14 protein-coding genes are annotated in these 25,632 nt (G+C 63.9%); 2 read left to right on the top strand and 12 right to left on the bottom strand.

Annotated elements, in window-relative coordinates; genetic code table 11:
- Nucleotides 1–89 precede the first annotated feature (89 nt).
- On the top strand, nt 90–2,153 hold the full coding sequence (gene treS / locus IFT76_RS01180) for a maltose alpha-D-glucosyltransferase (protein WP_192057160.1): 2,064 nt from the start codon (nt 90–92) through the stop codon (nt 2,151–2,153).
- Nucleotides 2,154–2,759: 606 nt separating this feature from the next.
- Here the strand turns inward: treS and IFT76_RS01175 are convergent.
- From IFT76_RS01175 to ppnN, 8 genes are all read right to left on the bottom strand, one after another.
- A complete protein-coding gene (locus IFT76_RS01175) occupies nt 2,760–4,082 on the bottom strand; it encodes a substrate-binding domain-containing protein (protein WP_192057159.1) in 1,323 nt (440 codons plus the stop codon).
- Between the two features lie 181 nt (nt 4,083–4,263).
- Nucleotides 4,264–5,061 (bottom strand): IclR family transcriptional regulator, encoded by a 798-nt coding sequence (locus IFT76_RS01170; RefSeq protein ID WP_197976827.1) that lies wholly within the window; start codon nt 5,059–5,061, stop codon nt 4,264–4,266.
- A 104-nt stretch (nt 5,062–5,165) separates the two neighbouring features.
- On the bottom strand, nt 5,166–6,707 hold the full coding sequence (locus IFT76_RS01165) for an AMP-binding protein (protein ID WP_192057158.1): 1,542 nt from the start codon (nt 6,705–6,707) through the stop codon (nt 5,166–5,168).
- Nucleotides 6,708–6,710: 3 nt separating this feature from the next.
- The gene (locus IFT76_RS01160; protein ID WP_192057157.1) at nt 6,711–8,414 is read right to left on the bottom strand and encodes an ABC transporter permease subunit; all 1,704 of its coding nucleotides are present in this window, start codon (nt 8,412–8,414) and stop codon (nt 6,711–6,713) included.
- Nucleotides 8,411–9,475 carry an ABC transporter ATP-binding protein gene (locus tag IFT76_RS01155; RefSeq protein ID WP_192057156.1) on the bottom strand — a complete coding sequence of 355 codons (1,065 nt, stop codon included), beginning with the start codon at nt 9,473–9,475 and terminating at the stop codon, nt 8,411–8,413. Before IFT76_RS01155 ends, IFT76_RS01160 begins: the two co-directional genes overlap by 4 nt.
- Before the next feature lie 12 nt (nt 9,476–9,487).
- Nucleotides 9,488–10,552 (bottom strand): ABC transporter substrate-binding protein, encoded by a 1,065-nt coding sequence (locus IFT76_RS01150; RefSeq protein ID WP_122476971.1) that lies wholly within the window; start codon nt 10,550–10,552, stop codon nt 9,488–9,490.
- Between the two features lie 254 nt (nt 10,553–10,806).
- A complete protein-coding gene (locus tag IFT76_RS01145) occupies nt 10,807–11,565 on the bottom strand; it encodes an enoyl-CoA hydratase/isomerase family protein (protein ID WP_192057155.1) in 759 nt (252 codons plus the stop codon).
- Nucleotides 11,566–11,843: 278 nt separating this feature from the next.
- Nucleotides 11,844–13,217: a nucleotide 5'-monophosphate nucleosidase PpnN gene (gene ppnN / locus IFT76_RS01140; protein WP_192057154.1), complete on the bottom strand. Its 1,374-nt coding sequence runs from the start codon at nt 13,215–13,217 to the stop codon at nt 11,844–11,846.
- 406 nt (nt 13,218–13,623) lie between these two features.
- Here ppnN and pcsA point away from each other — a divergent pair, with 406 nt between their 5' ends.
- Nucleotides 13,624–14,343 (top strand): phosphatidylcholine synthase, encoded by a 720-nt coding sequence (gene pcsA / locus IFT76_RS01135; RefSeq protein WP_240998720.1) that lies wholly within the window; start codon nt 13,624–13,626, stop codon nt 14,341–14,343.
- Nucleotides 14,344–14,365: 22 nt separating this feature from the next.
- On the opposite strand, the gene IFT76_RS01130 is transcribed toward pcsA, so the two are convergent.
- The 4 genes from IFT76_RS01130 to IFT76_RS01115 all read right to left on the bottom strand — a co-directional run bounded on the left by IFT76_RS01130 (nt 14,366) and on the right by IFT76_RS01115 (nt 25,559).
- Nucleotides 14,366–15,496 (bottom strand): lactonase family protein, encoded by a 1,131-nt coding sequence (locus IFT76_RS01130; protein WP_192057153.1) that lies wholly within the window; start codon nt 15,494–15,496, stop codon nt 14,366–14,368.
- Between the two features lie 116 nt (nt 15,497–15,612).
- Entirely contained in the window at nt 15,613–23,961 is an 8,349-nt protein-coding gene (locus tag IFT76_RS01125) for a GH36-type glycosyl hydrolase domain-containing protein (protein WP_192057152.1), read from the bottom strand.
- A gap of 92 nt (nt 23,962–24,053) precedes the next feature.
- On the bottom strand, nt 24,054–24,359 hold the full coding sequence (locus tag IFT76_RS01120; protein ID WP_122477040.1) for a DUF6482 family protein: 306 nt from the start codon (nt 24,357–24,359) through the stop codon (nt 24,054–24,056).
- A 126-nt stretch (nt 24,360–24,485) separates the two neighbouring features.
- Nucleotides 24,486–25,559 carry an FUSC family protein gene (locus IFT76_RS01115; RefSeq protein WP_192056286.1) on the bottom strand — a complete coding sequence of 358 codons (1,074 nt, stop codon included), beginning with the start codon at nt 25,557–25,559 and terminating at the stop codon, nt 24,486–24,488.
- Between the last annotated feature and the right edge of the window lie 73 nt (nt 25,560–25,632).

The following is a 25,632-nucleotide window of genomic DNA, read 5'->3' as shown; positions in this document are numbered from 1 at the left end:
CGTGGCGCCTTCAGGGAAATCCTCGACGAATGCAACGATAACCCTCCGTCGTACTCATACTGTAGGACACTTTTCGAGGGCAAGTAACGATGACGACGCCGGACAAGGATTACATCCAATGGCTGGTCGACCAGTCCATGCTGCATACCGCCAAACAGCGCGCCAAGCTGTATGCCGGACAAGCGCGGCTGTGGCAACGACCCTACGCCCAGGCCAGGCCTCGGGACGCATCAGCCATTGCTTCGGTCTGGTTCACGGCCTACCCGGCTTCCATCGTTACACGCGAAGAGGGCTCGGTACTGCAGGCCCTTGGCGATGAAACCTTGTGGCATGCGTTGTCCGAGATCGGCATCCAAGGTATTCACAACGGCCCGCTGAAACTGTCCGGCGGTCTGCGTGGACGTGATCGCACCCCCAGCGTCGACGGCAACTTCGACCGCATGAGCTTCGACATCGACCCCGAACTGGGTACCGAAGCTGACATGATCCAGCTCAGCCGCATGGCTGCAGCGCACAATGCTGTGGTCATCGACGACGCGATCCCTTCGCACACCGGCAAGGGCGCGGATTTCCGCCTGGCCGAAATGGCCCACGCGGATTATCCAGGCCTCTACCACATGGTCGAGATCAAGGAAGAAGACTGGGGGCTGTTGCCTGAAGTGCCGGCCGGGCGCGACGCGATCAACCTGACCCCGGAAGTCTGCGACATTCTCAAGGACAAGCACTACATCGTTGGTCAATTGCAACGTGTGATCTTCTTCGAGCCCGGCGTCAAGGAAACCGACTGGAGTGCGACCCCAGTGGTGATTGGCGTGGACGGCAAGGCGCGACGCTGGGTCTACCTGCACTACTTCAAGGAAGGCCAGCCATCGCTGAACTGGCTGGACCCGACCTTCGCCGCCCAGCAGATGATCATCGGTGATGCCCTGCATTCCATCGATGTCATGGGTGCGCGCATCCTGCGTCTGGACGCCAACGGTTTCCTCGGCGTCGAGCGTCGTGCCGAAGGCCCGGCCTGGTCGGAAAGCCACCCGTTGTCGGTGAACGGCAACCAGCTGTTGGGTGGCGCCATTCGCAAGGCCGGTGGTTTCAGCTTCCAGGAACTGAACCTCACCATCGACGACATTGCCTCGATGTCCCATGGCGGCGCGGACCTGTCCTATGACTTCATCACTCGGCCGGCCTATCAACACGCGTTGCTGCTGGGCAATACCGAGTTCCTGCGCCTCATGCTGCGTCAGGTTCACGCATTCGGTATCGACCCGGCCTCGTTGATCCACGCCTTGCAGAACCACGACGAGCTGACCCTCGAACTGGTGCACTTCTGGACGCTGCACGCCCACGACACCTATCTGTACCAGGGGCAGACTTTCCCCGGCAACATTCTGCGCGAGCACATCCGCGAGGAAATGTACGAGCGCCTGGCCGGCGAGCATGCACCCTACAACCTGAAATTCGTCACCAATGGGGTGTCCTGCACCACCGCCAGTATCATCACGGCGGCACTGGGCATCCGCGATCTGGAGGCGATCACCGATCAGGACATCAAGCAGATCCAGCACATTCATCTGCTCCTGGTGATGTACAACGCCATGCAACCTGGCGTTTTCGCGCTGTCGGGCTGGGATCTGGTCGGCGCGCTGACCTTGCCGGCCGAGCAGGTCGCGCACTTGATGGAAGACGGTGACACGCGCTGGATCCATCGCGGCGCCTACGACCTGGTAGGGCTCGATCCCGAGGCTGAATTTTCTGCGGGCAACATGCCGCGTCCGAAGACGCTTTACGGCAACCTGGTAGATCAGTTGCAACGCCCGGACAGCTTCGCTTCGCAGTTGAAGAAGATTCTGGCGGTACGGCGTGCGTATGACATCGCCGCCAGCAAGCAAATCCTGATTCCGGATGTTCAGCACCCGGGTCTGTTGCTGATGGTGCACGAGTTGCCCGCCGGCAAGGGTACCCAGATCACCGCCTTGAACTTCAGCAATGAACCGATCGTGGAGACGTTGCATCTGCCGGGTATCGCTGCGGGACCTGTGGTGGACATCATCAACGAGCGGGTTGAGGGTGATTTGACCGAAGCCGGTGAATTCACAATTACCCTGGATCCGTACGAGGGTCTGGCTCTGCGTGTGGTGAGTGCCTCGCCCATCTGACCGGTTGCAGGCCTTGGTGTTTGATACGCGCCAGGGCCTGCAAAGCCAGATCGCAGAAAGCACTGAGGGGAGCCTGGGCTCCCCTCAAGGGTTTGTTGCATGCTCTTTTTTATTATTGAGGGGCGACCTGTTGTTGTATTTGTCAGCCGTGGCCCTTGCCGCTTGTTGTGCGACCCCCAAGCGGGGTCAAGAGCAAACGTATTTTTTTGAGCGCTGATCTGCTTTTATCGTCGATCCAACCAGTGGGTAGCTACTGAACGTAGTTTTGTTGTTCTCTACCTGGCTGCGGGGCTAGCCCCTGAAAAGCATTTCCTCTCCAAAAAAATCTGTTAGCTACGCCTCTGTCGCGTTTGTTCTTGTTATGTCAGAGTCGTTTCATCTTGTTCTTATTGGTTTATCGCGTTGTTGTTATTGTTGTACGTATGACATAGCAGGGCGCGTGCCAACTTTCACAAATCGTTTTAAATCAATGACTTGAATTTACTGAGAATGCTGCGTGCGGCAGAGTGACGCAGATCTGTTCCCTTGTTACCCGTATTCGTTCCCGCGTCGGCATCACCGGTAACACTTTGTGTCTGCCGCCGGCATCAATCACGGTGCCCTGAGCTATGGGTTAACCCAGACTTCTACTCGACGGTTCTTGATCCGCCCTTCATCGACCGCGTTGGTCGCAACCGGCAGCTGCGCTCCAAAGCCCTGGATATCGCGGAAGAGCACGTCCGCCCTGGCCAGTTCACGGCGAACCGCCATGGCGCGTAGCCGGGACAGCAGTACCGCGCGGGCGGAATCGTCCTTGGCATCGCCGAACCCCACCAGTGTGGTCTTGTTCTGCAGCAGGTGATGGCTGCGCAGGTAATCCTGCACCCTCACCACATCGGCCATTGCCTTGTTATCCAGCGTGGCGCTGCCTTCGGCAAAACGGAAACTCACCGACAGACGCCGGCCCTCACGGGCCAACTGCCGGTATCGCATAGGCATGTCGGGCGAGGCGGGGACACTCATGGCTTGCACCGTTTGCGCCACGAAGCCTTGCTGGGCAACGATTGCCTGTCCCGGTTCGCTCTGCGCGAAAGCAATCAATGCGTCGGCCCATGGCGAGGGGCGCATTGGTGGGCTGTACAGGTACAGCCGGCGGCTCAGGGGGTAGTCCTGGGTTGCAATCAGGCTGACCGTAGGCGCCATGAACTGGCTGTCGCCATCTGCGATAGCCAGCGCGCGGGCACCACGTATCGAGGCCAGGCCGATGAAGCCAATGGCGTATCGATCGGCGCTGACCCGATCCGACAGCTGCTCGCTGGACTCCAGCCTGACCGCATGGGCCGTCAGGCGCCCGGCATGTGGGGTCAGTACCTGGTCGCGAAACGTCTCCCATGTGCCCGAGCGGTCATCGCGGGCCAGCACATGGATCGGGCCACGGCCACCTAGTACGTTCCAGTCGTTGATTTCGCCGCTGAATACCTGGGCAAGCTGGCGAGTGGTCAGCTGCCGCAGGGGGTTGTCGGGATGGACGATCACGGCCACGCCGTCGATGCCGATCACGTGTTCGGCGCCGAAGCTGCTCAGGTCGCCCAGGGGTGCCAGTCGGCTGCGCTCTTGGTCACTGATGGGCCTGGAGGAGGCGGCCAGATCCGCTTGCCCGGCCAACAGGCTGTCGAAGCCTGTGCTGGAGCCGTGGGCGCCGACTTCGAAACGCAACGCAGTACCGTTCGGCTCATGGGCGGTGACAAGCAGCTCGCCCGTGGAAGGATCGAGTGTCTGGACAGGGGCCAGGCCTCGGCTTTCGAGCAGGCCGCGTATGAGTGCCGGAACCAGCTCCGTACCCATGGTGTTGGAGCCGTGGATGCGCAAGGTGGCCGAATCGGCGAGCGCGCCCGTACTCAGGCTCATGCCCAGGCTCAGGATGCACAGAATGAGAAGCAGACGGCGCATGGCGGCTCACCGGGTCGGGAAGCCTCGCAGATTAAGACAGTGATGTTGCAGGGGGATGACGGGGGTGGTGGGTAGACCGCATCGAACCTTTCGCGGCCGACGACCGATCCTACAGCGATTGGCGATGCCCCTGTAGGTGGTCATCGGCCGCGAAGGGCACGACGCCTTCTTCGATCGGAACTCAAACCTTGCGCTTGACCGAAATTGACGACGCCGCGCTGATCACCAGGTCGGCATAGCGTTTGCTGTCGCGTTCCGGTACCCAGCGCGAGCGGGATACCGCAAGGTTCACCGCGCCGATGCCCCGGCCATTGCCATCGACGATGGCCGCGGCCGTGGACACGTCGCCGTAAAAGAACTGGTCTTCGGTATGCGCATAGCGGCGCTGGCGAATCTGCTCGATGCTGGCCCAGATCTGCTCTCGGTCGGTGATGGTCGCCGGCGTGTGCTGGACGAACTGGCTGCGGTCGAAGATAGCGTTCACTTCGTCGTCGCTGTAGGTCGCCAGCAGCGCCTGGCCCGGCGCGGTGCACCAGGCCGGCAGGCGAGTGCCGATGATGACGCTGGCATTGAACACGTGTCGGCTGACGATCCGCTGCACATAGACGATGTCGGTACCGTCGAGCACCGTCAGATTGGTTGCCTCTTCGGTGTCCGCGCTCAACTGTTGCAGGTAGGGTGCGGCACGGGTTACCAGTTCGCTGGACGTCAGGTAGTGGTAGGTGAAGTCCAGCAGCCGCGGCGACAGCTCGTACTTCTTGCTGCTGTCCTTGTTCAGGTAGCCCAGGGTTGCCAGCGTATGAGTGAAGCGCTGCGCGGCGCTGAGGTCCATGCCGGTCAGCCCGGCGATGTCGGACAGCGATAACTGACGCTGGCTGCCGTCGAAGGCCATGAGCACTTTCATGGCCTTGTCGACGGACTGCACGTACAGCGAGGAGGCCGTTGGGTCGGCAGGGGGTTTCTTCGGGGTACTGGCCATGAACGCAACACATTGGTGAAAAAACCGATTATCCGGCAGTTACCCGGCACTTTCTATCGCTATTCACTAAACCGTTACCGCACAGGCCGCTCGCGGCCCATCGTTCAACCGCGACTGTCCCAGGCTTGGGTGACATCCTTGGGCAACAGGTGCTTCTTGATACGCTCACTGGGCGTCAGCTCGAACTGCTCCACTTGTTGGTAGTAGCGTGGTAACTGGTAGGAGGCGCAGCGCAGCGCGGCCCACTCGAGCATGGCCTGCCACTGCGCAGCAGTGCCGGCCTCCAGTTGTACGAACAGCAGAATCTCCTGCTCGCCCACCGCCGATTCGACGCCCAGCGCCGCGCAGGCTTTCACCGCAGGGTGGGCGCTGAACACCCGCTCCACCTCCCAGGCCGAAACGTTCTCGCCACGCACACGCATGCTGTCGGTGCGACGTCCGACGAAGAACAAGTCGCCCTCGGCATCCATGCGTGCCATGTCACCGGTGAACAGCCGGCCATCGCGCAGGGCGCTGGCGGTGGCTTCTGGGTTGTCCAGATAGCCGGGCAGGAAAACGCCCTCGACTTCACTGGATAGCACGATTTCCCCCAGTTGCCCCACTTCGACCGGCGTACCGTCGCTATCCAGCAGTTCTACGCTCAGCCAGGGCAAAGCGCGGCCGATCGAGCCCGGCTTGCCGGTACGGTTCAAGGTGGCGAAGCTGGAGCACTCGGTCATGCCATAGCACTCGCGCAGCGGACAACCGAAACGTTGCTCGATCGCTGCCCAATTGGTCAGGCTCACACCCGCACCCCAAAGGGTACGCAGGCTATGTCGGGCAGGCCACTGCTCGGCCGGCTGCTGCATGAGGATATCGATGATCCCGCCCAGGTAATGCAACTGGGTCGCCTGCACTTGCCCACACTGCGCCCAGAACTTGCTGGCGGAAAAGCGTTGCACCACGTTCAGGCTGACTTCGGCCAGAAATGGCATCAAGAGCATTTGCGCCCCGCCGATATGGCACAGCGGCTCCCACAACAACAGGCGGTCGCCGGCCTTCACATCCGCCACTTGCAGCACTGCCTCGCTGGCAATGCGCAGCATGCGGTGGGTGAACACCACGCCCTTGGGCGCGCCGGTGGTGCCGGAGGTGTAGATCACGCACAGCGTGGCATCCGCCGCGCTGTGTTCGAGCCGCAGGTCCGCCGCCGGGTAGGCCAGGGCCTGCTCGTGCAGCACGTCGATGCCGACACAGTCGAGCTGGGCGGCAGCGCTGTCCGCCAGGCGTTCGGCAAACTCGGCGTCGCCGACCACCAGGTCCGGGCGTGCGTGCTCGAAGGGGTAGTCCAGGCCAGGGCCGCGCAACTTGGTGTTGATCGGAATCCACACCAGGCCGCTGAGAATCAGCGCGTAGATCAACACGATCTGGTCGTCGCTGTTGCCCAGCATGACGGCTACCCGTTGTCCGGCGCGCAGGCCGCGTTCGGCCAGGACCTGCTGCAAGGCGGCGACCCGTTGGCGCAACTCCAGGGTAGCGAGCGATCGGCCCTCGAAGGTGACGCGCACGGCATGGTCGTCGATCAGCAGGCCGGCATGGATCAGCGGCGCGGTGGTGAGCTGATCGTGGCTGATGCGATGCGGGAAGAAGCGAGTGTATGGATGCATCGTTCAGAGCCCTTGACGTTTGGAAGTGGAGCGCCGCGATACCCATTGGGCGATGACGGCAAACAACACGATGAACACCAGCAACGTGGTGGAAACCGCAGCCAGGGTGGGGGTGAGCGCCAGCTGGATGCTGTCCCACATCTGCTTGGGCAGCGTGGTATTGATGCCACCGCTGACGAAAATGGCGATGGTCAGGTCGTCGAACGAGGTGATGAAGGCCAGCAGAAACGCGGAGACCAGGCTCGCCGACATGAGCGGCAGGGTCACGGTGCGCAGTCGCGTGAACGCACCGGCGCCGAGAATCCGCGCGGCATCGTCGAGGCGCCAGTCATACTGCTTGAACGCCGCCGACAGGGTGACCACCACGTAGGGCAGGGCCAGTACCGTGTGGCCCAGCACCAGGCCGATGTCCTTGCCCGCCAGGCCAAGCCTGGAAAACAGGTACAACAGGCCCAGGGCAATCACGATGCGCGGCACGATCAGCGGGGCGATGAACAACGCGAACAGGCCTTTGCGCCACCCGGCGCTTACCCGGGTCAAGGCCAGGGTCGCACCGAAGCCCAACACCAGCGCCAGCAGCGCGGTGGCCACACCGACGCCCAGCGAGCGGAACAGGGCGGCCTGCCACACCGCGGAAGTGAAGAATTCCTCGAACCACTTCAAGCTGAACAGCTTGGGCGGGAAGGCAATGAACGCGCTGCTGGTGAATGCCAGCGGAACGACCACCAGCACGGGCAGGATCAGCAGCATGACCAGCAGCACGCTGTAACCGGTCAGCAAGGCGCCATCGCCACTGCGCCGCGGCGCCTTGCCCCGGCCCGAAAAACAGTGCCCCAGCCAGATCAGAATCTGCAGGCCCATTCCGGACTGACGTTCCTTGGGCGCCTCGCCGCCGAGCGACGACAGCCCGGCGATGCGGTCGTAGATCACGAACACCACCAGCGAGCAGGCCAACAGCACCACCGAAAGAGCGCCGGCAAAGTTCATGTCGAACAGGTCGAGCACCGAGGAAATCACCAGCTGCGCCACCATCATTTCCCGTGGGGAACCCAGCAGCGCAGGGACGATGAAGAAACCCAGGCTGGTAATGAACACCAGCAGACCCGCCGCGGCGATGCCGGGGGCCGAGAGCGGCAGGAAGATGCTGAAGAAACTCATCGAACCGCTGGCGCCCAGCGTCTGTGCGGCCGGCGCGAGGCGCTGGTCGATGCTGCGCATGATCGGCAGCAGGGTAATCACCGCCAGCGGCAGCATCGAGTGGACCATGCCGATCAGCACCCCCGAAAGTGCGGGCACCAGGCCGGACGGGTTGTCCAGCACGTCGGCGGCAAGCGTGGTCAGCAGGCCTTTGCGTGACAGCAGCAGCATCCAGGCATAGGTCTTGACCAGGTAGCTGGTCCAGAACGGCAGCATGATCCACAGCAGCCAACGTTCGCGACCCATGGGCGAGAGCCGAGTGAGCAAGTAGGCCACTGGGTACGCGAGCAGCACCGACAGCACGGCCGTCAGCGCCGAGATCCAGAAGGTAATGCCCAGAACGCGGGCATACACCGGGGTCGATGCGATCCGTTCGAAATTGCCCAGGCTCAGCTCGCCGCTGGCGTTCTGGAAACTGCCCATGAGCATTTCCGCCACCGGCAGCAGAAAGAACAGTGCCAGGAAAAGCAGGGCGGGGATGGCCGGAATCAGGCCTTTGCGCCAGCTCATGAGGTGGCCTGCGCGGGCAGCAGGGTGGCCAGTGCGGGATTCCAGGTGATGCCAACCCGATCGCCGACGCGCGGACTGAGCTCGCGGGAACAGCGCACACTGAAGCGGTTGCCCGAAGGCAGCCGGACCAGAGCACGGGTGTCGCTGCCCAGGAATACGCATTCATCGACGATGCCCTGCAGCAAGCCGGCAGTGGGTTCGGTCAGGCGCGCGGCTTCGGGCCGGATGAGCAGGAACGCTTCCGTCCCGGCACTCGGCGCCTGGTGCCCGGCGCAGCCAGCCAGATCCAGCCGTTGGCCTTCGACCTGCAGGTGGCCGCTGCCGTCGCGCTGGCCTTGGAGCAGATTGGAGTGGCCGATGAACTCGGCGGCGAAGCGTGTTGCCGGGCGATCGTAGAGTTCTTCTGGCGTGGCCAGTTGTTCGATGCGCGCGCGGTTCATCAGGCAGATGCGATCGGACAGGGTCAGCGCCTCTTCCTGGTCGTGGGTGACATAGATGAACGTAGCCCCCAGTTCCTTGTGCATGCGGCGGATTTCCAGCTGCATGTGCTCGCGCAGGTTCTTGTCCAGGGCGCCCAGCGGCTCGTCGAGCAGGATGATTGAAGGGCGGTAGGCGAAGCAGCGGGCCAGGGCGATCCGTTGTTGCTGGCCACCGGACAGTTCGTTCGGGTAGCGATGGGCGAAATCCTCCATGCGCACCATGCCCAAGGCGTCGTCGACCGCCTGGTTGACTTCGCCCTTGGGGTATTTGCGCATGCGCAGCCCGTACGCCACGTTGTCACGCACGCTCATGTGCGGGAACAACGCATAGCTCTGGAACACCAGGCCGATGCCGCGCTTTCCGGGGGCGATGTGGGTCGCGTCCTGGCCATCGATCAGCAACTGCCCGCTGTCCGGTGGGACCAGCCCGGAAATCATCTGCAGCAAGGTGGTCTTGCCCGAGCCCGAAGGCCCGAGCAGGGTCAGGAACTCGCCTTCGCGCACCTGGATATCGGTGGGTTGCAGGGCGACGAACTGACCATAGGTCTTGCCCAGGCCACGGGTTTCAAGTTTCACGCTCATGCATCGACTCCCTTACGACAAGATCCAGGCGTTGAACCGCTCGGTCACGGCAGTGCGGTTCTCTGCCCACCAGGCAGGGCTCGGCAGACGCATGTTTTTCAGGTTCTGCGGGGCGGTCGGCAGCAGCGCCGCGCGCTCAGCCGGGATGAACTCGAAGGATTTGCGGTTGGTCGGGCCGTAGGCCAGGGTGTCGGTGAAGTCGGCCTGGCGCTTGGCGTCGGCGCAGAAACGCACGAACTGTTTGGCCATGTCGGCGTGCGGGGTGCCCTTGGGGATGGCCCAGCCTTCGATCGAATAGAGCCCCTGGTTCCAGACGATCTGCACCGGTGCGCCGTTGTCGATGGCGGCCTGGGCGCGGCCGTTCCAGGCCGAGATCATGTCGACCTCGCCGCTCTGGATGGCTTGCATGGCTTGCGCGCCCGAGGTCCACCACAGGTCGATGTGCGGTTTGATCTTGTCCAGGCTCTTGAAGGCGCGGTCGACGTCCATCGGGTACAGCTCGTCGAGGCTGACGCCGTCCGCCAGCAGGGCCTGTTCCAGTGTGTCCAGCGGGCTGCGGCGCAGGCAGCGGCGGCCGGGAAATTTCTCGACGTTCCAGAAATCTGCCCAGCTCTGCGGGCCGTTGCCGTCCTTGAAGGTGTCGGTGCGGTAGGCCAGCACAGTGGAGTACACGTCGACACCGAGGAAGTTGGCGGTGATGGCTTCGGGAAGCAGGTCAGGGTATTCGCTCGCCGACAACCCGATCGGTTCGAGAAAGCCCTGGGCTTCGAGGTAGGGGATGTCGGCGGAAATGGTCAGGGTGGTGACGTCCCACACGTAGTTGCGGGTTTTTACCATGGCCGAGAACTGCGCCACCGGCTGGGACTCACGCGCCACGCTGATGACTTTGATGCCGGTGGCTTTTTCGAAGGGGTCGTAGAAAGCCTTGCGGTAGGCCACGGTGTAGGGACCGCCGGGGTCGGAGACGATGATCTGTTTATCGGCGGCGCGGACCACGCTGGGCAGGCCGCAGACCAGTGCGACCGTGGCGCCGGCCTTGAGCAACCGACGGCGTCCGGGGTTGGAAGGTGTGTGCATGACAGTCTCCTACAGAAAACGAATGGATCGTTGGGTAGTCAGGACGTCGGCAGTCAAAGCATTGCAAGAGCCGGGGTAGGTACATGGCCGCCGCCGTGCGTGGTGCGATGAAATCATTTCCCGCGGGAGCGGGCTCTGTGGGAGCGGGTCTCTGCCCGCGAAAAGAGCTCCGCGGTATATCAGTGACTCCGCGTTGCTGCCTTCGCGGGCAGGGCCGCGCTCCCACAATCAACTCACTTTCACAAGGCAGGGCTTTATTTGGCGCGGGCCTTGAAGAAGGCTTCCATCATTCGCTGTGGCTCGCCGGAGTCGTATGCCTCCTTCTGCAGGCGACGGCCGGCAGCAATGCAGTCCTTGAAGCCAGGCTCGCTCATTTCGCGGAAGCGCTGCTTGTCCAGGCGCATGGCGATCGGGGGCTTGGCGGCCAGTTCTTCGGCGATTTCCAGGGCCTTGCTCATCACTTGATCGGCTGGCACCAAATGGTGGATCAAGCCGATCTGCTTGCATTCATCGGCGTCCATCAAACGGCCGGTCAGCGTCAGCTCGATGGTGCGCGACATGCCCAGCATGCTGTTCATGATCCACGGACCGGTAGTGCTGGGGATGCCCGAGTTGATCTCTGGCTGGCCCATGCGCACGCCCGGGTGGCCGACGCGGATGTCACCCAGCAGCGCGACCTGAAACGCGGAACCAGCAGCTGTGCCATTGAGGGCGATGATCAGTGGTTTGGACAGGCCGCGCAGGGTGGCGTAGTAGCGCTCCCACTCGCCGACCCATTCAACGGCGCGGTCACCGTCGAAATCGTGGGCTTCGGAAAGATCCTGGCCTGCCGAAAAAGCGCGGTCGCCAGCGCCGGTCATGATCACGGCCTTGATTTCCGGGTCGGCGTTGTAGCCGTTCAAGGCTTCGATGATTTCGTTACGCATCGGCGTGGTCCAGGCATTCAGCACTGCCGGACGATTGAGGGTGATGACAGCGACAGGCCCTTTGATTTCTAGCACGATGTCTGACATGTTTATCTCAATGCGATAGTTGATGTGGAATAACGATAGAATTATCTCGCAGGATGCGCAACAGGTTTGTTTGGAAATCTTGGGCTTGAGTAAACGGCTGAAAGATTCGCGGCGGGGTGTCAGGTATTGCGCGGGGGTGGTTTCGCGGCCGATGACCGCTCCTACAGGGTTCAAATCGTAGGAGCGGTCCGTGGCCGCGAAGGGCGCGGCGGGGAGTGTCAGTTAGTACGCGGTGGGAGTTTCACGGCCGATGACCGCTCCCACCGTACGGGGGCGGGTCAGGTCACGACGCGGTAGCACGGCACATAGGCTGCGCCACCTGGCAGTTTCATGCGGTTCTGCTCGACGAACGCCTGCAGCAGTTTGTCCAGCGGTTCCATGATCGCGGCATCACCGCGAATCTGGTACGGGCCATGCTCTTCGATCAGACGAATGCCCTTGTCCTTCACGTTGCCCGCCACGATCCCGGAAAACGCCCGGCGCAGGTTCGCCGCCAGTTGATGCGGGGGCAGGGCGTGGCTGAGTTCAAGATCGGCCATGTTGGCGTGGGTCGGGTCGAACGGCCGCTGGAAGCTTTCCTCGATCTTCAACAGCCAGTTGAAGTGGAAGGCGTCGTTGCGCTCGCGGCGGAACAGCTTCACCTGCTTCAGCGACTCGGTCATCTCCCGCGCCACGTCGGCCGGGTTGTCGATGATGATCTGGTAATGCTGTCGAGCCGCTTCGCCCAGGGTCGCCACGACAAACTGATCCAGCTGCTGCAGGTACGCCTGCGCACTCTTGGGGCCGGTCAGGATCACCGGAAACGGCAAGCCCTGGTTGTCCGGATGCATCAGAATGCCCAGCAGGTACAGAAACTCTTCGGCCGTTCCTGCGCCGCCGGGGAAGATGATGATCCCGTGACCGACCCGCACGAACGCTTCCAGACGTTTCTCGATATCCGGAAGAATGACCAGCTCGTTGACGATCGGGTTCGGCGCCTCCGCGGCGATGATGCCCGGCTCGGTCAGGCCCAGGTAACGCCCGCCGCTCATGCGCTGCTTGGCATGGGCAATGGTGGCGCCTTTCATCGGCCCCTTCATCACGCCAGGGCCGCAACCGGTACAGATGTCCAGCCTTCGCAGGCCCAGTTCGTGGCCGACTTTCTTGGTGTACTTGTATTCGTCCGAGTTGATCGAATGCCCACCCCAGCACACCACCATCTTCGGCTCGAGGCCGGCACGCAGGGTGCGGGCGTTGCGCAATAGATGAAAGACGTAGTCGGTGATGCCCTGGGAATCGCTCAGGTCGATGCGCTGGCTGTCCAGCTCGCTTTCGGTGTAGACGATGTCGCGCAGTGCGCTGAAGAGCATCTCGCGGGTACTTGCGATCATCTCGCCGTCGACGAAGGCGTCCGCCGGGGCGTTCAGCAGCTCCAGGCGCACGCCACGGTCCTGCTGATGGATACGCACTTCGAAATCCCGATAGGCGTCGAGGATGGTCTTGGCGTTGTCGACATGGGCGCCGGTATTGAGAATGGCCAGGGCGCACTGGCGAAACAGGGTATAGGTACTGCCTGAACCGGCGGCACTGAGTTGCTGCACTTCACGCTGGGAGAGGGTTTCCAGGCTGCCCTTGGGGCTCACCGACGCATTGATCACATTTCTTGGGGCCATTCTATATTCCCTTAACGCAACGTAGCGCGGCCACATGGGCCGCGCCATCCGGATAATGAGCGACTTCACCGGCGCCAGGCTGTCTGGCCCGGGCGCTGAGTCTGCTGGTCCTGCGGGTGAAAAACCGGTTCCGCCCCAATCTTGGGGCAGTTGGACACCGGCTTCATCTTACTCCGCGGTGCCGCGCGGCGGTCAACGTCCGTCGCCACAAAAACTTCAATGCAGTGAATCGCTTGGCAGCGCACCGGGTTACCTGTGACACTTACGTTGACCGAGTCGTGAACCTTACACACACACGCCCGGTCGATAGCTGCGGCCCATTCATTTACTTGTGCCGCTTTCGGGTCAATGCTGTGGATACCTGCCAGCGGTTGTCATGGCCCGTCTACTTCCTGGAGAACACCCCGTGATACTGATCAGACCCTCGGCCACGCTCAAAGCATGGGGCGCCCACGGCTTCACCGCCACCGGCGTGGTGCTGGCCTTTCTTGCCACACTGGCGCTGTTCGACGGCCAGCCGAAAATCTGCCTGCTGTGGCTGGGCCTGGCGCTGGTGGTCGACGGCGTCGACGGTGCACTGGCACGCAAGCTCAATACCCAGTCGTTGCTGCCGCACTTCGATGGCTCGACACTCGATCTGGTCATCGATTACCTGACGTACGTGTTCATTCCGGCACTGTTCATCTATCGCTACATTCCACTGCCCGAATTCACCTTGCTGATCACCGTCAGCATCATTCTGGTGTCGTCGTTGTTCTGCTTCTGCAACGTCAACATGAAGAGCAAGGACAACTACTTCGTCGGCTTTCCCGCGGCCTGGAACGTAGTGGCGCTGTGCATGTACATCATCTCGCCGTCGCCGTGGATCGCGCTGCTCACCGTTGTCGGGCTGGCGCTGCTGACCGTCACCAAGATGAAGTTCCTGCACCCGTTCCGGGTTCGCCGTTTCATGGCGGTCAACATCGCAGTGACGTCGATCTGGTTGCTGTGCACCTTCGTGCTGATCCTCAACCACCCCGCCAGCAACCCGGTGGCCATGGGTCTGTGGAGCTTGATGTCGGCGTACTTCCTGGGTGTGTGCTTCTGGCGCACGGCGGTCGAATGGATCGGCCGCACGCGCACCTAGCAGCCGATCAAGCAGCAGCCGGTCAAGCGCCCGGCAGGTTCAACATCTCGATCCACAATGCGCCTTTGCCAGAAGGCGCTTCTGCCGTACGGGTCAGCGCACCCGCTGCGCCCACGGCATAGCTGCCCACCTTGTCGGCCTTTTCCCCGGTCACCAGCAACCAGCGTCCGCTGGGCGAGAAAGCGATGTTGCGCGGCTGCTTCTCCTGCAGCGGGTAGTTGCCCTGGAAGCTCAGCGTGCCGCTGGCGGGATCGGCCTTGAACGCCGAGACCGAACTGGTGGTGCGTTCAGTGATGTAGATCAGCTGACCGTCAGGCGATACGCGAATGTCCGCAGCCCAGATACGTGGTGTCGGATCATCCTTGAGATCGTTGTTGCCGGCATTGCGAATCTCGCCGTGCGCCAGGCTCAGCGACTTGGGCACGCCTTCGACATGGGCGACCTTGGTCAGGGCCCCGGTCTGCGCGTCGATGGAAAAGCTGTCGACCGTACCGCTCAGCTCGCCCACCACGTATAGAAACTTGCCGCCTGGCGCGAACGCGATATGCCGCGGGCCGCTGCCGGCGGTGACCGAGGCATGGCCGTTACCGATGGGTTCCAGGGCGCCGCTGCTGTCGTCCAGCGTGAATTGCAACACCTGGTCCACGCCCAGATTGCCTGCGTAGACGAAACGGTTGCTGGGGTCGCTGCGCACGGAGTGGGCGTAGGGGCCGGTCGGGTAGACCTTGATGTCTTCGCCGGGACGGTGCTCGGCATCTATGGGTTGTACGGTCAGCACATTGCCGCCATAGGAAGCACCCATCAGGTAGCGGCCGGTACGGTCGGTGCTCAGGTAGGCCAGGCTGGCTGCCAGCGGGGCTTCGGCGGCGGCGTCCAGTTGGCCGCTGGCCGGGTCGATGCGATAGGCCATGACGCGGAACGGCTTGACCCGAAGGGCGGCGTACAAGGTCGAACCGTCGGGGCTCAGGGCCATGGGATTGACCTGGTCGCCCGCGTGAGTCTGGTGCACCAGCGTCAGCGATCCGGTGTTTTCGTCCAGGCGGTACTGGGAAATCATGCCGTCCTCGGGGCTCGAGATATAGGCGAAGGTACTGGCCTGGGCCAGGCCGCCGGCGCAGCCGATGGCGGCGGCAAGAAGCAGATGTTTACGCATGGAAGAACCTCGGCTTTGTTGTTGTAGTCAGTCATCCTATGAGTGCGTGGTGACGAAGTAAAGCGCCCCGGCTGGGTACGCTGGGCCGATGGCCAGCGTGCCCAGCCAGGCGCTGCCTACAGGGTGTAGTGGACCAGATGCGGTGCCAATGGGATGCGCGCGACACCTTCATCCAGCACCAGTGGCTTACCGTCCAGCAGGCAGCCACGACCACCGTCGTCGCTGCGCTCCACACTGATGTGCACGTGCCCGCCGGGTACGCGAACCTGCACGCTGAACCCTGCCCACCGGGCCGCGACACCAGGGTCGAGCAGCAGCCATTGTCCCTCGCGGCGCACACCGAGAATGCCCTCGATGCCGGCGCGGTACATCCAGCTGGCCGAGCCGGTGTACCAGGTCCAACCGCCACGCCCGACATGGGGCGCAACCGAATAGACATCCGCGGCGATCACGTACGGCTCGACCTTGTAGCGTTGCACGCTGGCGGCGTCCAACGCATGGTTGATGGGATTGAGCAGGTCGATCAACGCCAGTGCCTCATCACCGCGGTGCTGCCTGGCGAAGGCCAGGATTGCCCACATGGCCGCATGGCTGTATTGCCCGCCGTTTTCGCGCAGACCGGGTGGGTACGCCATCAAGTAGCCGGGATCGTGCGGCGAGTGCTCGAACGGCGGAGTGAACAGCAGCGCGATGCCGTCTGCCGGTCGCACCAGATGTTCATTCACTGCGCTCATGGCCTGCTGGGCTCGTTCGGGCTGCGCGGCGCCGGACAGCACGGCCCAGCTCTGTGCGATCGAGTCGATGCGACATTCCGGATTGCCGTCGGCGCCCAGCCACGTGCCATCGTCGAACGTTGCGCGGCGATACCACTGGCCATCCCACGCGTGGGTTTCCAGCGCGGTCTGCAACTGCAGGTAGGCTTGCTGCCAGCGCTGTGCCCGCGGGCAGTCGCGCCGGGCGGCCAAGGGGATGAAGCGCTCCAGGCTGGCCAGCAGCATCCAGCCCAGCCAGACACTCTGGCCGCGACCCTGTTCACCCACCCGGTTCATGCCATCGTTCCAGTCGCCGCTGCCGATCAGCGGCAGACCCATGTCGCCCATCTGCTCCAGGCCGCAGTCCAGCGCCAGGGCGCAGTGCTCGTACAGGGAAGCGGATGACGCAGCGGTTTGCGGCAGGAAGAAGCGATCGGTTTCGCCGCTGGCCAGGGGCTCACCTTCAAGGAAAGCGACAGGGGCGTCGAGCACCCCTTCGTCGCCACTGCTGCGAACGTACTCGGCAGTGCAATAAGCCAACCAGGCCCGGTCGTCGCTGATGCGGGTGCGCACCCCCTGACCGGAATGAGGCAGCCACCAGTGCTGCAGGTCTCCTTCGACGAACTGCCGACCTGCGGCGCGCAGCAGATGTTCGCGGGTCAGGTGCGGTGCTGCCAGGCTCAAGGCCAAGCCATCCTGCAACTGATCGCGCAAGCCGTAGGCGCCACTGGCCTGGTAGAACGCCGAGCGTGCCCACAGGCGGCAGACGATGGTCTGGTACAGCAACCAGCCGTTGAGCATGATGTCCAGTGCCCGGTCCGGGGTGCGCACCTGCACGGCTTCGAGCTTGTCGGCCCAGCTGTCGCGCACGCGTTGCAGCACACCGTCCAGATGTTCGTGGCGGTACTTGAGCACCAGACGCTGGGCTTGTTCCAGCGACGGCGCCTGGCCAACCAGCCATACCAGTTCGATCTGCTGCCCGGCTGCCAACAGCACTTCATGCTGCTGGGCGGCACAGGGATCGAGCCCGGCGGCGCTGGCGCCGGCCAACGGCGCCGAGGAGGCGAGCGCAGCCGGGGCGGCGTAGCTGCCGTGACGGCCAAGAAACTCGGTGCGGTCGGCCGTCCAGTGGCCGATACCACCGGCCAGGTCGGAAAATGCCACGCGTCCGGCAAAGGCGATGGCGCACGGGTTGCGTGCCAGCAGGGCCCCGGTACGAGCATCCACTTCGCTGATGAGCCCCGCAGCGGTGGCCGCGCGCGAGGTACCCAGCACCCATTCCAGGTAGCTGAACACGCTGAGTCGGCGCGGTTTGTCGCTGAGGTTGCGCACGCTCAGACGGCTGATCTTGACGGCGTCCTCCAGTGGCACGTATTGCAGCAGACCCATGTGCAACTGGTTGGCGCTGTGCTCGAAGCGGCTGTAGCCGAACCCGTGCCGCGCGCTGTAGCGCCCTTCGTCACGCACGGGCCATGCACAGGGCCCGGTGATGACGCCATTGGCGTTGTCGCGTACGTACAGGGCCTCGCCGCTGGCGTCGCCCACCGGGTCGTTGCCCCAAGGAGTGAGCTGGTTCTCCCGGCTGTTCAGCGCCCACGTGTACCCGGCGCCCTGGGTCGAGACCTGGAAGCCGAAGTTCTGATTGGCGATGACGTTCAGCCAGGGTGCCGGGGTACATGCGCCCTGGTCGAGTAGGGTGACGTACTCGCGGCCTTCATCGGCGAAACCGCCCAGGCCGTTGAAACACTCCAGTACTTCCTCGGCCGCCTCGGGGGCGCCGGCAGTAGCGGCAGCGCTCGTCGCCCGTTGCGGCCACTGCGCTTTGCGATCAGGTACGCCCTGGCTCGGACGCAGGCCGATCTGCGCATTGATGCATCCGCTGTGGGCGCGCAGCACCAGGCGCGCGGTGGCCAGCAACAGGCTGCGCGCATCGCCCGGCAACAGATCGGCCCGCAGCGTGTACACCGTACCGCGGCTCAATACCGCGCTGGGTCCGGGTCGCGATTGACTGCTGCGCACTGCGGTTTCCACGGCAATCTGCAGGTCCTGCTGATAGCTGGCGTCACGCTCGTTGAGGATCACCAGATCCACGCTCAGGCGCTTCATTCGCCAGTATTCGTGGGCCAGCAGCAGTTCACGCACTTGCGGCAGATCTTCGATGTCGTCGATCTGCAGCAGTACGACGGGCAGGTCACCCGAGATGCCCATTGGCCACAGGCCGGCCTGGCTGCCTGCACCGCGCAGGATACTCAGCGCCGGTGCGCGCCATCGTGCGTCGGCGTACAACAGGGACGCGCTCAAGCGCTGGAAGTCGGCTGCCGCCTCGGCGTCGATATCCAGATGGCGCAGTTGCACCTGTGCCTGGGTCCAGGCCAGGGTCTTGGCGCGCTCGTAGGCACTGTGCTCATGGTGCTTGTCGATCAGGCCCAGCAGCGCTTCGCGGCTGTCGGCCACCACGGTCCAGAAGGCGATGTCCACGCTCTGGCCCGGAGCGATGCTGAGGCAGTGACGCAGGGCGAACAGCGGGTCGAGCACCGTGCCGACGCTGTTGGACAGTGTTGCGCCGGCCTTCAGGGCGGTGGCCTGGAGCAAGGTGTGCTCGCGGCCGAGAAAGGCGGCGCGGTCACTTTCGTACTGCACCGGGCCGTCCAGCGGCGTGTCGAGCACTGCGAAGTGAGCGGCCCAGACCTGCGGCTCCTCGCTGCTGCGCGGCCGCCGGGTAGCCACCAACGCGGCATATTCGGGCAGGTACTCGGTAACCACGAACAACTTGGCAAAGGCCGGGTGAGCGCTGTCGGCCGAAGCGGCGCCCAGTACCAGTTCGCTGTAGGTGGTCAGCTCCACGGAGCGGGTCCGCTCGCTGCGATTGGTCAAGGTGAGTGAGCGCACTTCGCTGTCGTCCTCGCCGGACACCAGCACGGTCAATGTACTGGTCAAACCGTCGCGGTGGCTGATGAACTGGGCATGGTCCTCGGCGAACGTGACCTCGCCCAGGCAACCGTGCGCACGGGTGTCGGCAGCGGACCACAGGGTGTCCCGATCCAGATCACGCACGAACACGAACGAGCCCCACGGGTCCAGTACCGGATCTTCGCGCCAGCGCGTCACGGCCAGATCGCGCCAGCGACTGTAGCCAGTCCCGAGACCGGTCAACATCACGCAATAGCGCCCGTTGGAGAGCAGATGAGTGATCGGCGCTGCCACCGGCAGGCCATCGAGGGCGCGCTGGGTACGACCTTCCAGCGTCTCTGCGGCGACGTTATGGCCGTGTTCGGCAGCGGCTTGCAGGGCTGCGACATTGGCGGGCATGCGCTCTTGCAACAACAGCTCGCTGGCCTGGATCATCGGTTCGCGGTGAAAGCGCTCGCGCATGGCACCGTCGAGCAGCACGTTAGCGATGGCCACCACTGTCATGCCCTGGTGGTGAGCCATGTAGTTGCACACGATTGCCTGCGAAGTGTCCTCGGGCAAGCGTGTTGGGGTGTAGTCGACCGCTTCGTAGAAACCGTACTGGCCGAGCGCGCCCAACGCGCGCAGGGTGGCGAAATTGGCCCAGGCGCCGGGAGCGTCGACCATCGCGGCCAATGCCGTGGCATAGGGTGCGATGACCTGGTCGTCGGCCAGCCCGCGCTTGAGCCCGAGGCCGGGCACGCCGAAGTTGGAGTATTGATAGGTGAATTCCAGATCGCGCGCATTGTAGGCCGATTCGGAAATCCCCCACGGGATGCCCAGCGACTTGCCGTAGGCCTGTTGACGCTCCACCACCAGGCGTTGTGTCTGGGTCAGCAGGCTGCCGGCGGGGGCGCGCATCACCAGGGACGGCATCAGGTACTCGAACATCGACCCGGACCAGGAGATCAGGGCCGAGCCATTGCCCAACGGTGTGGCACTGCGGCCCAGGCGGAACCAGTGCCGCGTGGCGACATCGCCCTTGGCGATGGCGAACAGGCTGGCCAGGCGTGCCTCGGAAGCCAGCATGTCATAGCAGTTGCTGTCCAGTTGCTGCTCGGCGACGCGGTAGCCGATCGACAGCAACTGCCGCTTGCGGTTGAGCAGAAAGCCGAACTCCATGTCCATGGCCATGCGCCGCGCGTTATCGGCCAACGCTCGCAGGCGCGCCGAGGTGTCGCCGTGCAGTTGGCGGTCATCCAGGTGAGCCGCGAACGCCTGTTTCAAGGCTGGCAGCCAGACGCCATTCCCAGGGCCGTCCGGGATTTCCCCCAACAGCCTGGCGACTGCCTGTCGACCGAGGTCGAACGGGGTCTGCAGGTGCGCCTGTATCTGGGTCAGCGGCTGGCTGCGCCCTTGTTCTTCAATGACCAGCAGGAGGGTGTCGTGCAGCCCGGAGGAGGGGTCCAGCGGACCTTGCTCGGCCCACTGTTCACAGGCATTGGCCAACGCGATCAAATGCCCGGCCAGATTGCCGCTGTCGACCGCCGACACGTACACCGGCGGCAGCGGGCGCAGATCCTGGGTGTCGTACCAGTTGTAGAAATGCCCGCGAAAGCGTTCCAGCGTCTGCATCACCGCCAGGCTCGCCTCCAGGCGCAGCAAGGTCTGGCGGGTGCCGGCCCAGCCGAAGTCCCGCGCACTGGCGGCCGCCAGCAGGTACAGGCCCATGTTGGTCGGTGAGGTGCGGTGGGCAACCACCGGGTGGGGCTGCTCCTGGAAATTGTCGGGCGGCAGGTGGTTGTCACCGGCCGTCACGAAGGTTTCGAAGTAGCGCCAGGTGCGTCGGGCAATCAGCCGCAGGTCCTGTGCCTGTGTGGCGTTCACGGGCGCGCAGGGAGTGATCGAACTGCTGCGGCTGACCCATTGTGCGATGAATGGGGCCGTCAGCCACAGCAGGGCAAACGGCACGATCAGCGCGGCATTGCCAGGCGCCTTGGCCAGTGCGACGGCGCAACCGGTCAAGGCCAGCAGCAGTCCCGGCGCCATGCGTCGAGCGTGTGCGCCAAGGCCCGGGCGCGGCGCTGCGCCGGCCTGAGCGGCAGTGGTCCATTCCAGCAGCAGGCGCTTGCTGTGAAAGACCCGGTACACACTACGGAAGATGGCATCGAGCATCGACCAGGCCTGGTCGGGCAACCACGCCAGGTCGAGCACGAACTGCCAACTGGCCAGGCGCAGGTCATGGGTCAGGCGCTGGCCATGGCTGCGCCAGAGTACCGCCGGGCGCTTGCGCGGCGCGGCCAGGAGCAGTGCCAGCACGGCAGGCAGGGCGCTGCAGGCAAGCACGGCGAAAGTTGCGATCCAGGCCGCCGGCCCAGGCAGGCACCAGGCGACCAGCAGGGCGCCCAAAGTGGCCGGCGCCACCAGCGAACGACGCAGGTTGTCGATGATTTTCCAGCGGCCAAGTGCCGGCAGTTGCGCCTTCAACAGCCACGGCAGCAACTGCCAGTCGCCCCTTGTCCAACGGTGCTGCCGGCGCATCGCAACGTCGACCCGCGCCGGAAAGGCTTCGACCACTTCGATCTCGCTGACCAGCCCGGCCCGCGCGTGAATCCCTTCGAACAAGTCATGGCTGAGCATGCTGTCGTCAGGTACACGGCCGTCCAGGGCGGCCTCGAAGGCATCCACATCGTAGATGCCCTTGCCCGTGTAGGACCCCTCGCCGAACAGGTCCTGATAGACGTCCGATACCGCTGCGGCATAGGGGTCCACCCCGCCTGGGCTGGAGAACACCCGCTGGTACAGGGAGCCTTCGGCGTCGAGCGGCAGGCTCGGCGTGACCCGTGGCTGGAGGATGCCGTAGCCGGTGACTACGTTGCGTCCGTCGCGACTCAGCCGCGGTCGGTTGAGCGGGTGCGCCAACTTGCCCACCAGCCTCTGCGCGGCGTCGCGGGGCAGACGTGTGTCGGCGTCCAGGGTGATCACCAGCCGCACGTCTGCCGGCACGGTCTGCTCACCGAAACTGGTGTGCGCATCGCCGCGCAGCAGTCGGTTGAGCTCGTGCAGTTTGCCGCGCTTGCGCTCCCAGCCCATCCAGCATCCCTGTGCCGGGTTGTAGCGGCGCTCGCGGTGCAGCAGCATGAATCGCGCGCCGGCCTCGCCCGGACCGTGCCGCCGGTTGAGTGTGGCCACGGCCGCATGGCCGGCCTCGAGCAGGGTCTGATCGTCGTCCCTGTGCTGTTCAGCGGCGTCACCGCCATCGACCAGCAAGGCAAAATACAGCTCGCCACAGTTGCCCGACAGGTAGTGCACTTCCAGTTGCTCGATGTCTTCCAGCAGATCTGCCTCGCTGCCCAGCAGCGTGGGCACAGCGACCAGGCTGCGCCATGGGCTGGGCACGCCTTCGAGCATGTCCAGCCCCGGCAGGGCGATGGCGCCGAAGGATCGGGTCACCGCTCGGTTGAGCAGGGCGCTGGCCAGCTGTGAGGCGGGCAGCGCGCCCAGCACCACCAAGGCCGTCAGCCACAGGGCCGGCGCGGCGGGCAGCAGTGCCACCAGGATGGCCAGCAGCCCGGCGGTCAGTGCCAGCAGCAGGCCGACATAGCCGCCAACGCCCAACTGCCGTTGCCAGCGCAGCCAGCGCAAGCCGACTGATGGATGGAAATCTATCGCCGCTTCCAACAGCGGTCGGCCTTCGGCGATCAGTACGTGGCCAGGATCGGCTTCGCGTTCCTGCTCGGGCCTGGCGCTGGTCAACTGCAGGGCCTGCTCGGCAATCTGCAGTTCGGAAAAGGTGGAGCCGCGTGCCAACTGTTCGATGGCACTGCGGTAGAGATTGCGTGTGGTGAAATCCATGGCGGCGAAACGGCTGCCCGCACGCAGCCTGGCGTCCACCAGGCTGACGTCTTCGAACCATTGCGCCCAGTCCAGTGACGAAATCTGCCGCAGGCTGGTGATCACATTGCGCACACTGAGGTTGGAGGCACCCTGGCGCTGCTGGGCGTGACTGACGGCCTGGCCGACGCTGCTGTTCTGTTCGTGCAGGCGTTGTGCAAGCCAGGCCAGGGCCGGGGTGGTGATCGGGTCCTTGTCGCGCAGGCGCTTGGCCAGTTGCGCGGCGAACAGTTCCGACAAGGGCTCGGCGCTGCGGCTGCGGATGTCGTCGTCCAGCGCACTTTGCGCACAGCCGGCAGCGAACAGGCGATCGGCCAGAGCTTCGGCATCCAGGCGGGCGAGGTCAGCGGCGGTGATCTGATCGGTCAGCCGTCGCAGATTTTCGATCAGCACGATCCGCAGGGTGATCGCCACCGCCCACAGCTCGCCGATGGTCAGCGGCTGGACTTTTTGATAGGCGTCGATGAAGCGCTGCAGCGTCGCTGGATCGAAGAAGCTGTCGGTATGCGCGACGAACGCCCACGCCAGGCCGAACACCCTTGGGTAGCCGGCGAAGGGCCCGCTCGCCAGCTTGGGCAATTGCCGGTAATAGCCTGCGGGCAGGTCCTCGCGGACACCGCGGACGTGCTCTTCGACCAGAGGGTAGTTGTCCAGCAGCCACTGGGCGGCGGGCACCACGGCGATTCCATCGGCCACCGCCGCCGCGCTGGCCCGGTAGGCCACCAGCAGCACCTGAGCGTTGTCCTTGAGGCGACGTTGCAACGACAACACCCGTGGCGGCCGGGCGCTCACGGTCTGCGCAGCAGCCAGGCTCTGGGCATGCTGTTCGAGGCGTTCGATACCGAACAGTTCTTCACGTACGGGGGCGGTGGCAAGCCAGGGATCGCTGCGCAGGGCAGCCCGGAAGGGGGTATTCAGAAACGCGTTCATGGCGGTTGTCCGTTACCCGAAGGGGCCATGCAGCATGGCACATCCAAGGATGTGCCATTGGACAGTTCGCCGTCGTTGCGGAGAAAAGCGGGTTACAGGCTGGAACGCAGGGGGATTTCTTCGCGCATGACCTGGTGGCCTTCTTCGGGGTTGCCGATCATTTCATCGTGGGCATTGCCCTGCACCAGAAACAGCTTGATATCAGCGACACCGGACAGCACCTTGCGCGCTTCCTCCACCGAGGCCACGTGCAGAGTCGCACCCTTGGCATCGGCCACCGGCTGCGACACACCTTCCAGGATGGCGTGCAGCACGTACGATCCACCTTCCATGGACACCAGGTTCACTTCGCTGACCTCGCCATTGTTGACGTGACTACTCAATTTATCGATGTTCATGCACGACCTCGAAACGGCGTGATGGACCGGAATGGCCATCGCTCTTGCCTCATGCAAGGTTTGAGGCGGCCCACACCGGCGGAGTTCAATCCAGTGGCTGTGTGCCGCCCATGGCGGCAACCCAGGTCAGATCTTCCAGCGCCCGGCGGTCTTGGCCAGCAGCTGCTGCAGTCCATCGAGGTTGTTGACCAACTGCAGGGTCAACAGGCGATAGCCGATCAGCTCACCGGGCACCACATTGGGCGCGTCGGCATCGACGCTGGCATAGTTGCGCTCGAGCCGCTCGGTGGCACCGTCGCGCAGCGCGCGGGCCATGCCTACCAGTTGTCGACGAATATGCCGGTGTTCACCGCTCAGGCACTGCTGCAATTGCGCCATGGCATTGCGGTCGGTGCCGCTGGGGCGCAGGTTGGCGAGGATTTCCAGGGTGCTCAGGCACATGCGGAAGTGGCCCTGGATCGCGTCCAGCTCGGTCATGGAAATCTTCACTTCCTTGGACACCGACGGCAGCAGCGAGCGCAACTGGACCATGTTCGCGTTGAGCTTGGACATCAGCTTCAAGTGCTCGTCGGCCGACACCGGCTGGCCGCTGACAATGCGGCTGTGGATGGTCGCGCAGCCGCGCAGTCCGGTGGCCAGGTTGTAGCGCCACGAATACACCGCATACAGCGGTAGGGCGAATGAGAACGCCAGCGCCAGGGCGATACCGATGAGAATGTCCACGGTGCGCCACAGGCCATCGGTGATCGGGTTATCGCCATGGCCGGCGACGATGAACAAGGTGATGGCCGAGAGCAGCGCGGTATAGCCGCCCTTGCCGATGGCGTGGTAGGCGAAGAAGCCGCACGCCACCGACATCAGCAGGTAGGTCACGATGGGCATTTCGAAGTAGTTCTGCTGGGCCACCACCGCCAGCCCGAGCGCGGCACCGATGAGCGTGCCGTAGGCACGTTCGACCGATTTCTTGCCGATGTTGCCGTGATGCTGCAGGCCGCCAATGACGATCAGCAGGGTGACCGAGGCCCATTCGCCGTGGGGCAGGCTGAAACCGCTGGTCAGCAGGATGGACACCAGCAAGGCGGCGACGATGCGCGCCGCGTGGATCAGGCGGGCATGCCGGTAACGGCGGTAGGGATCGAGCAATGGCCGCAGGACGCGACGCAACCAGACGGGTAGGGCGATAGATTTGAATGCATTCATCCGTTAAATGACCATGGGTGCCTGGAATAAGTCCGCCACGCAGTTGTCGACTTTGGGCTGGAACCTAAATTGT

This window comes from Pseudomonas sp. CFBP 13727 (assembly GCF_014841915.1).
GTDB lineage: Bacteria > Pseudomonadota > Gammaproteobacteria > Pseudomonadales > Pseudomonadaceae > Aquipseudomonas > Aquipseudomonas baltica.
The sequence above is the reverse complement of the archived record's forward strand: the minus strand, read 5'-3'. Positions and strand labels throughout refer to the sequence as shown.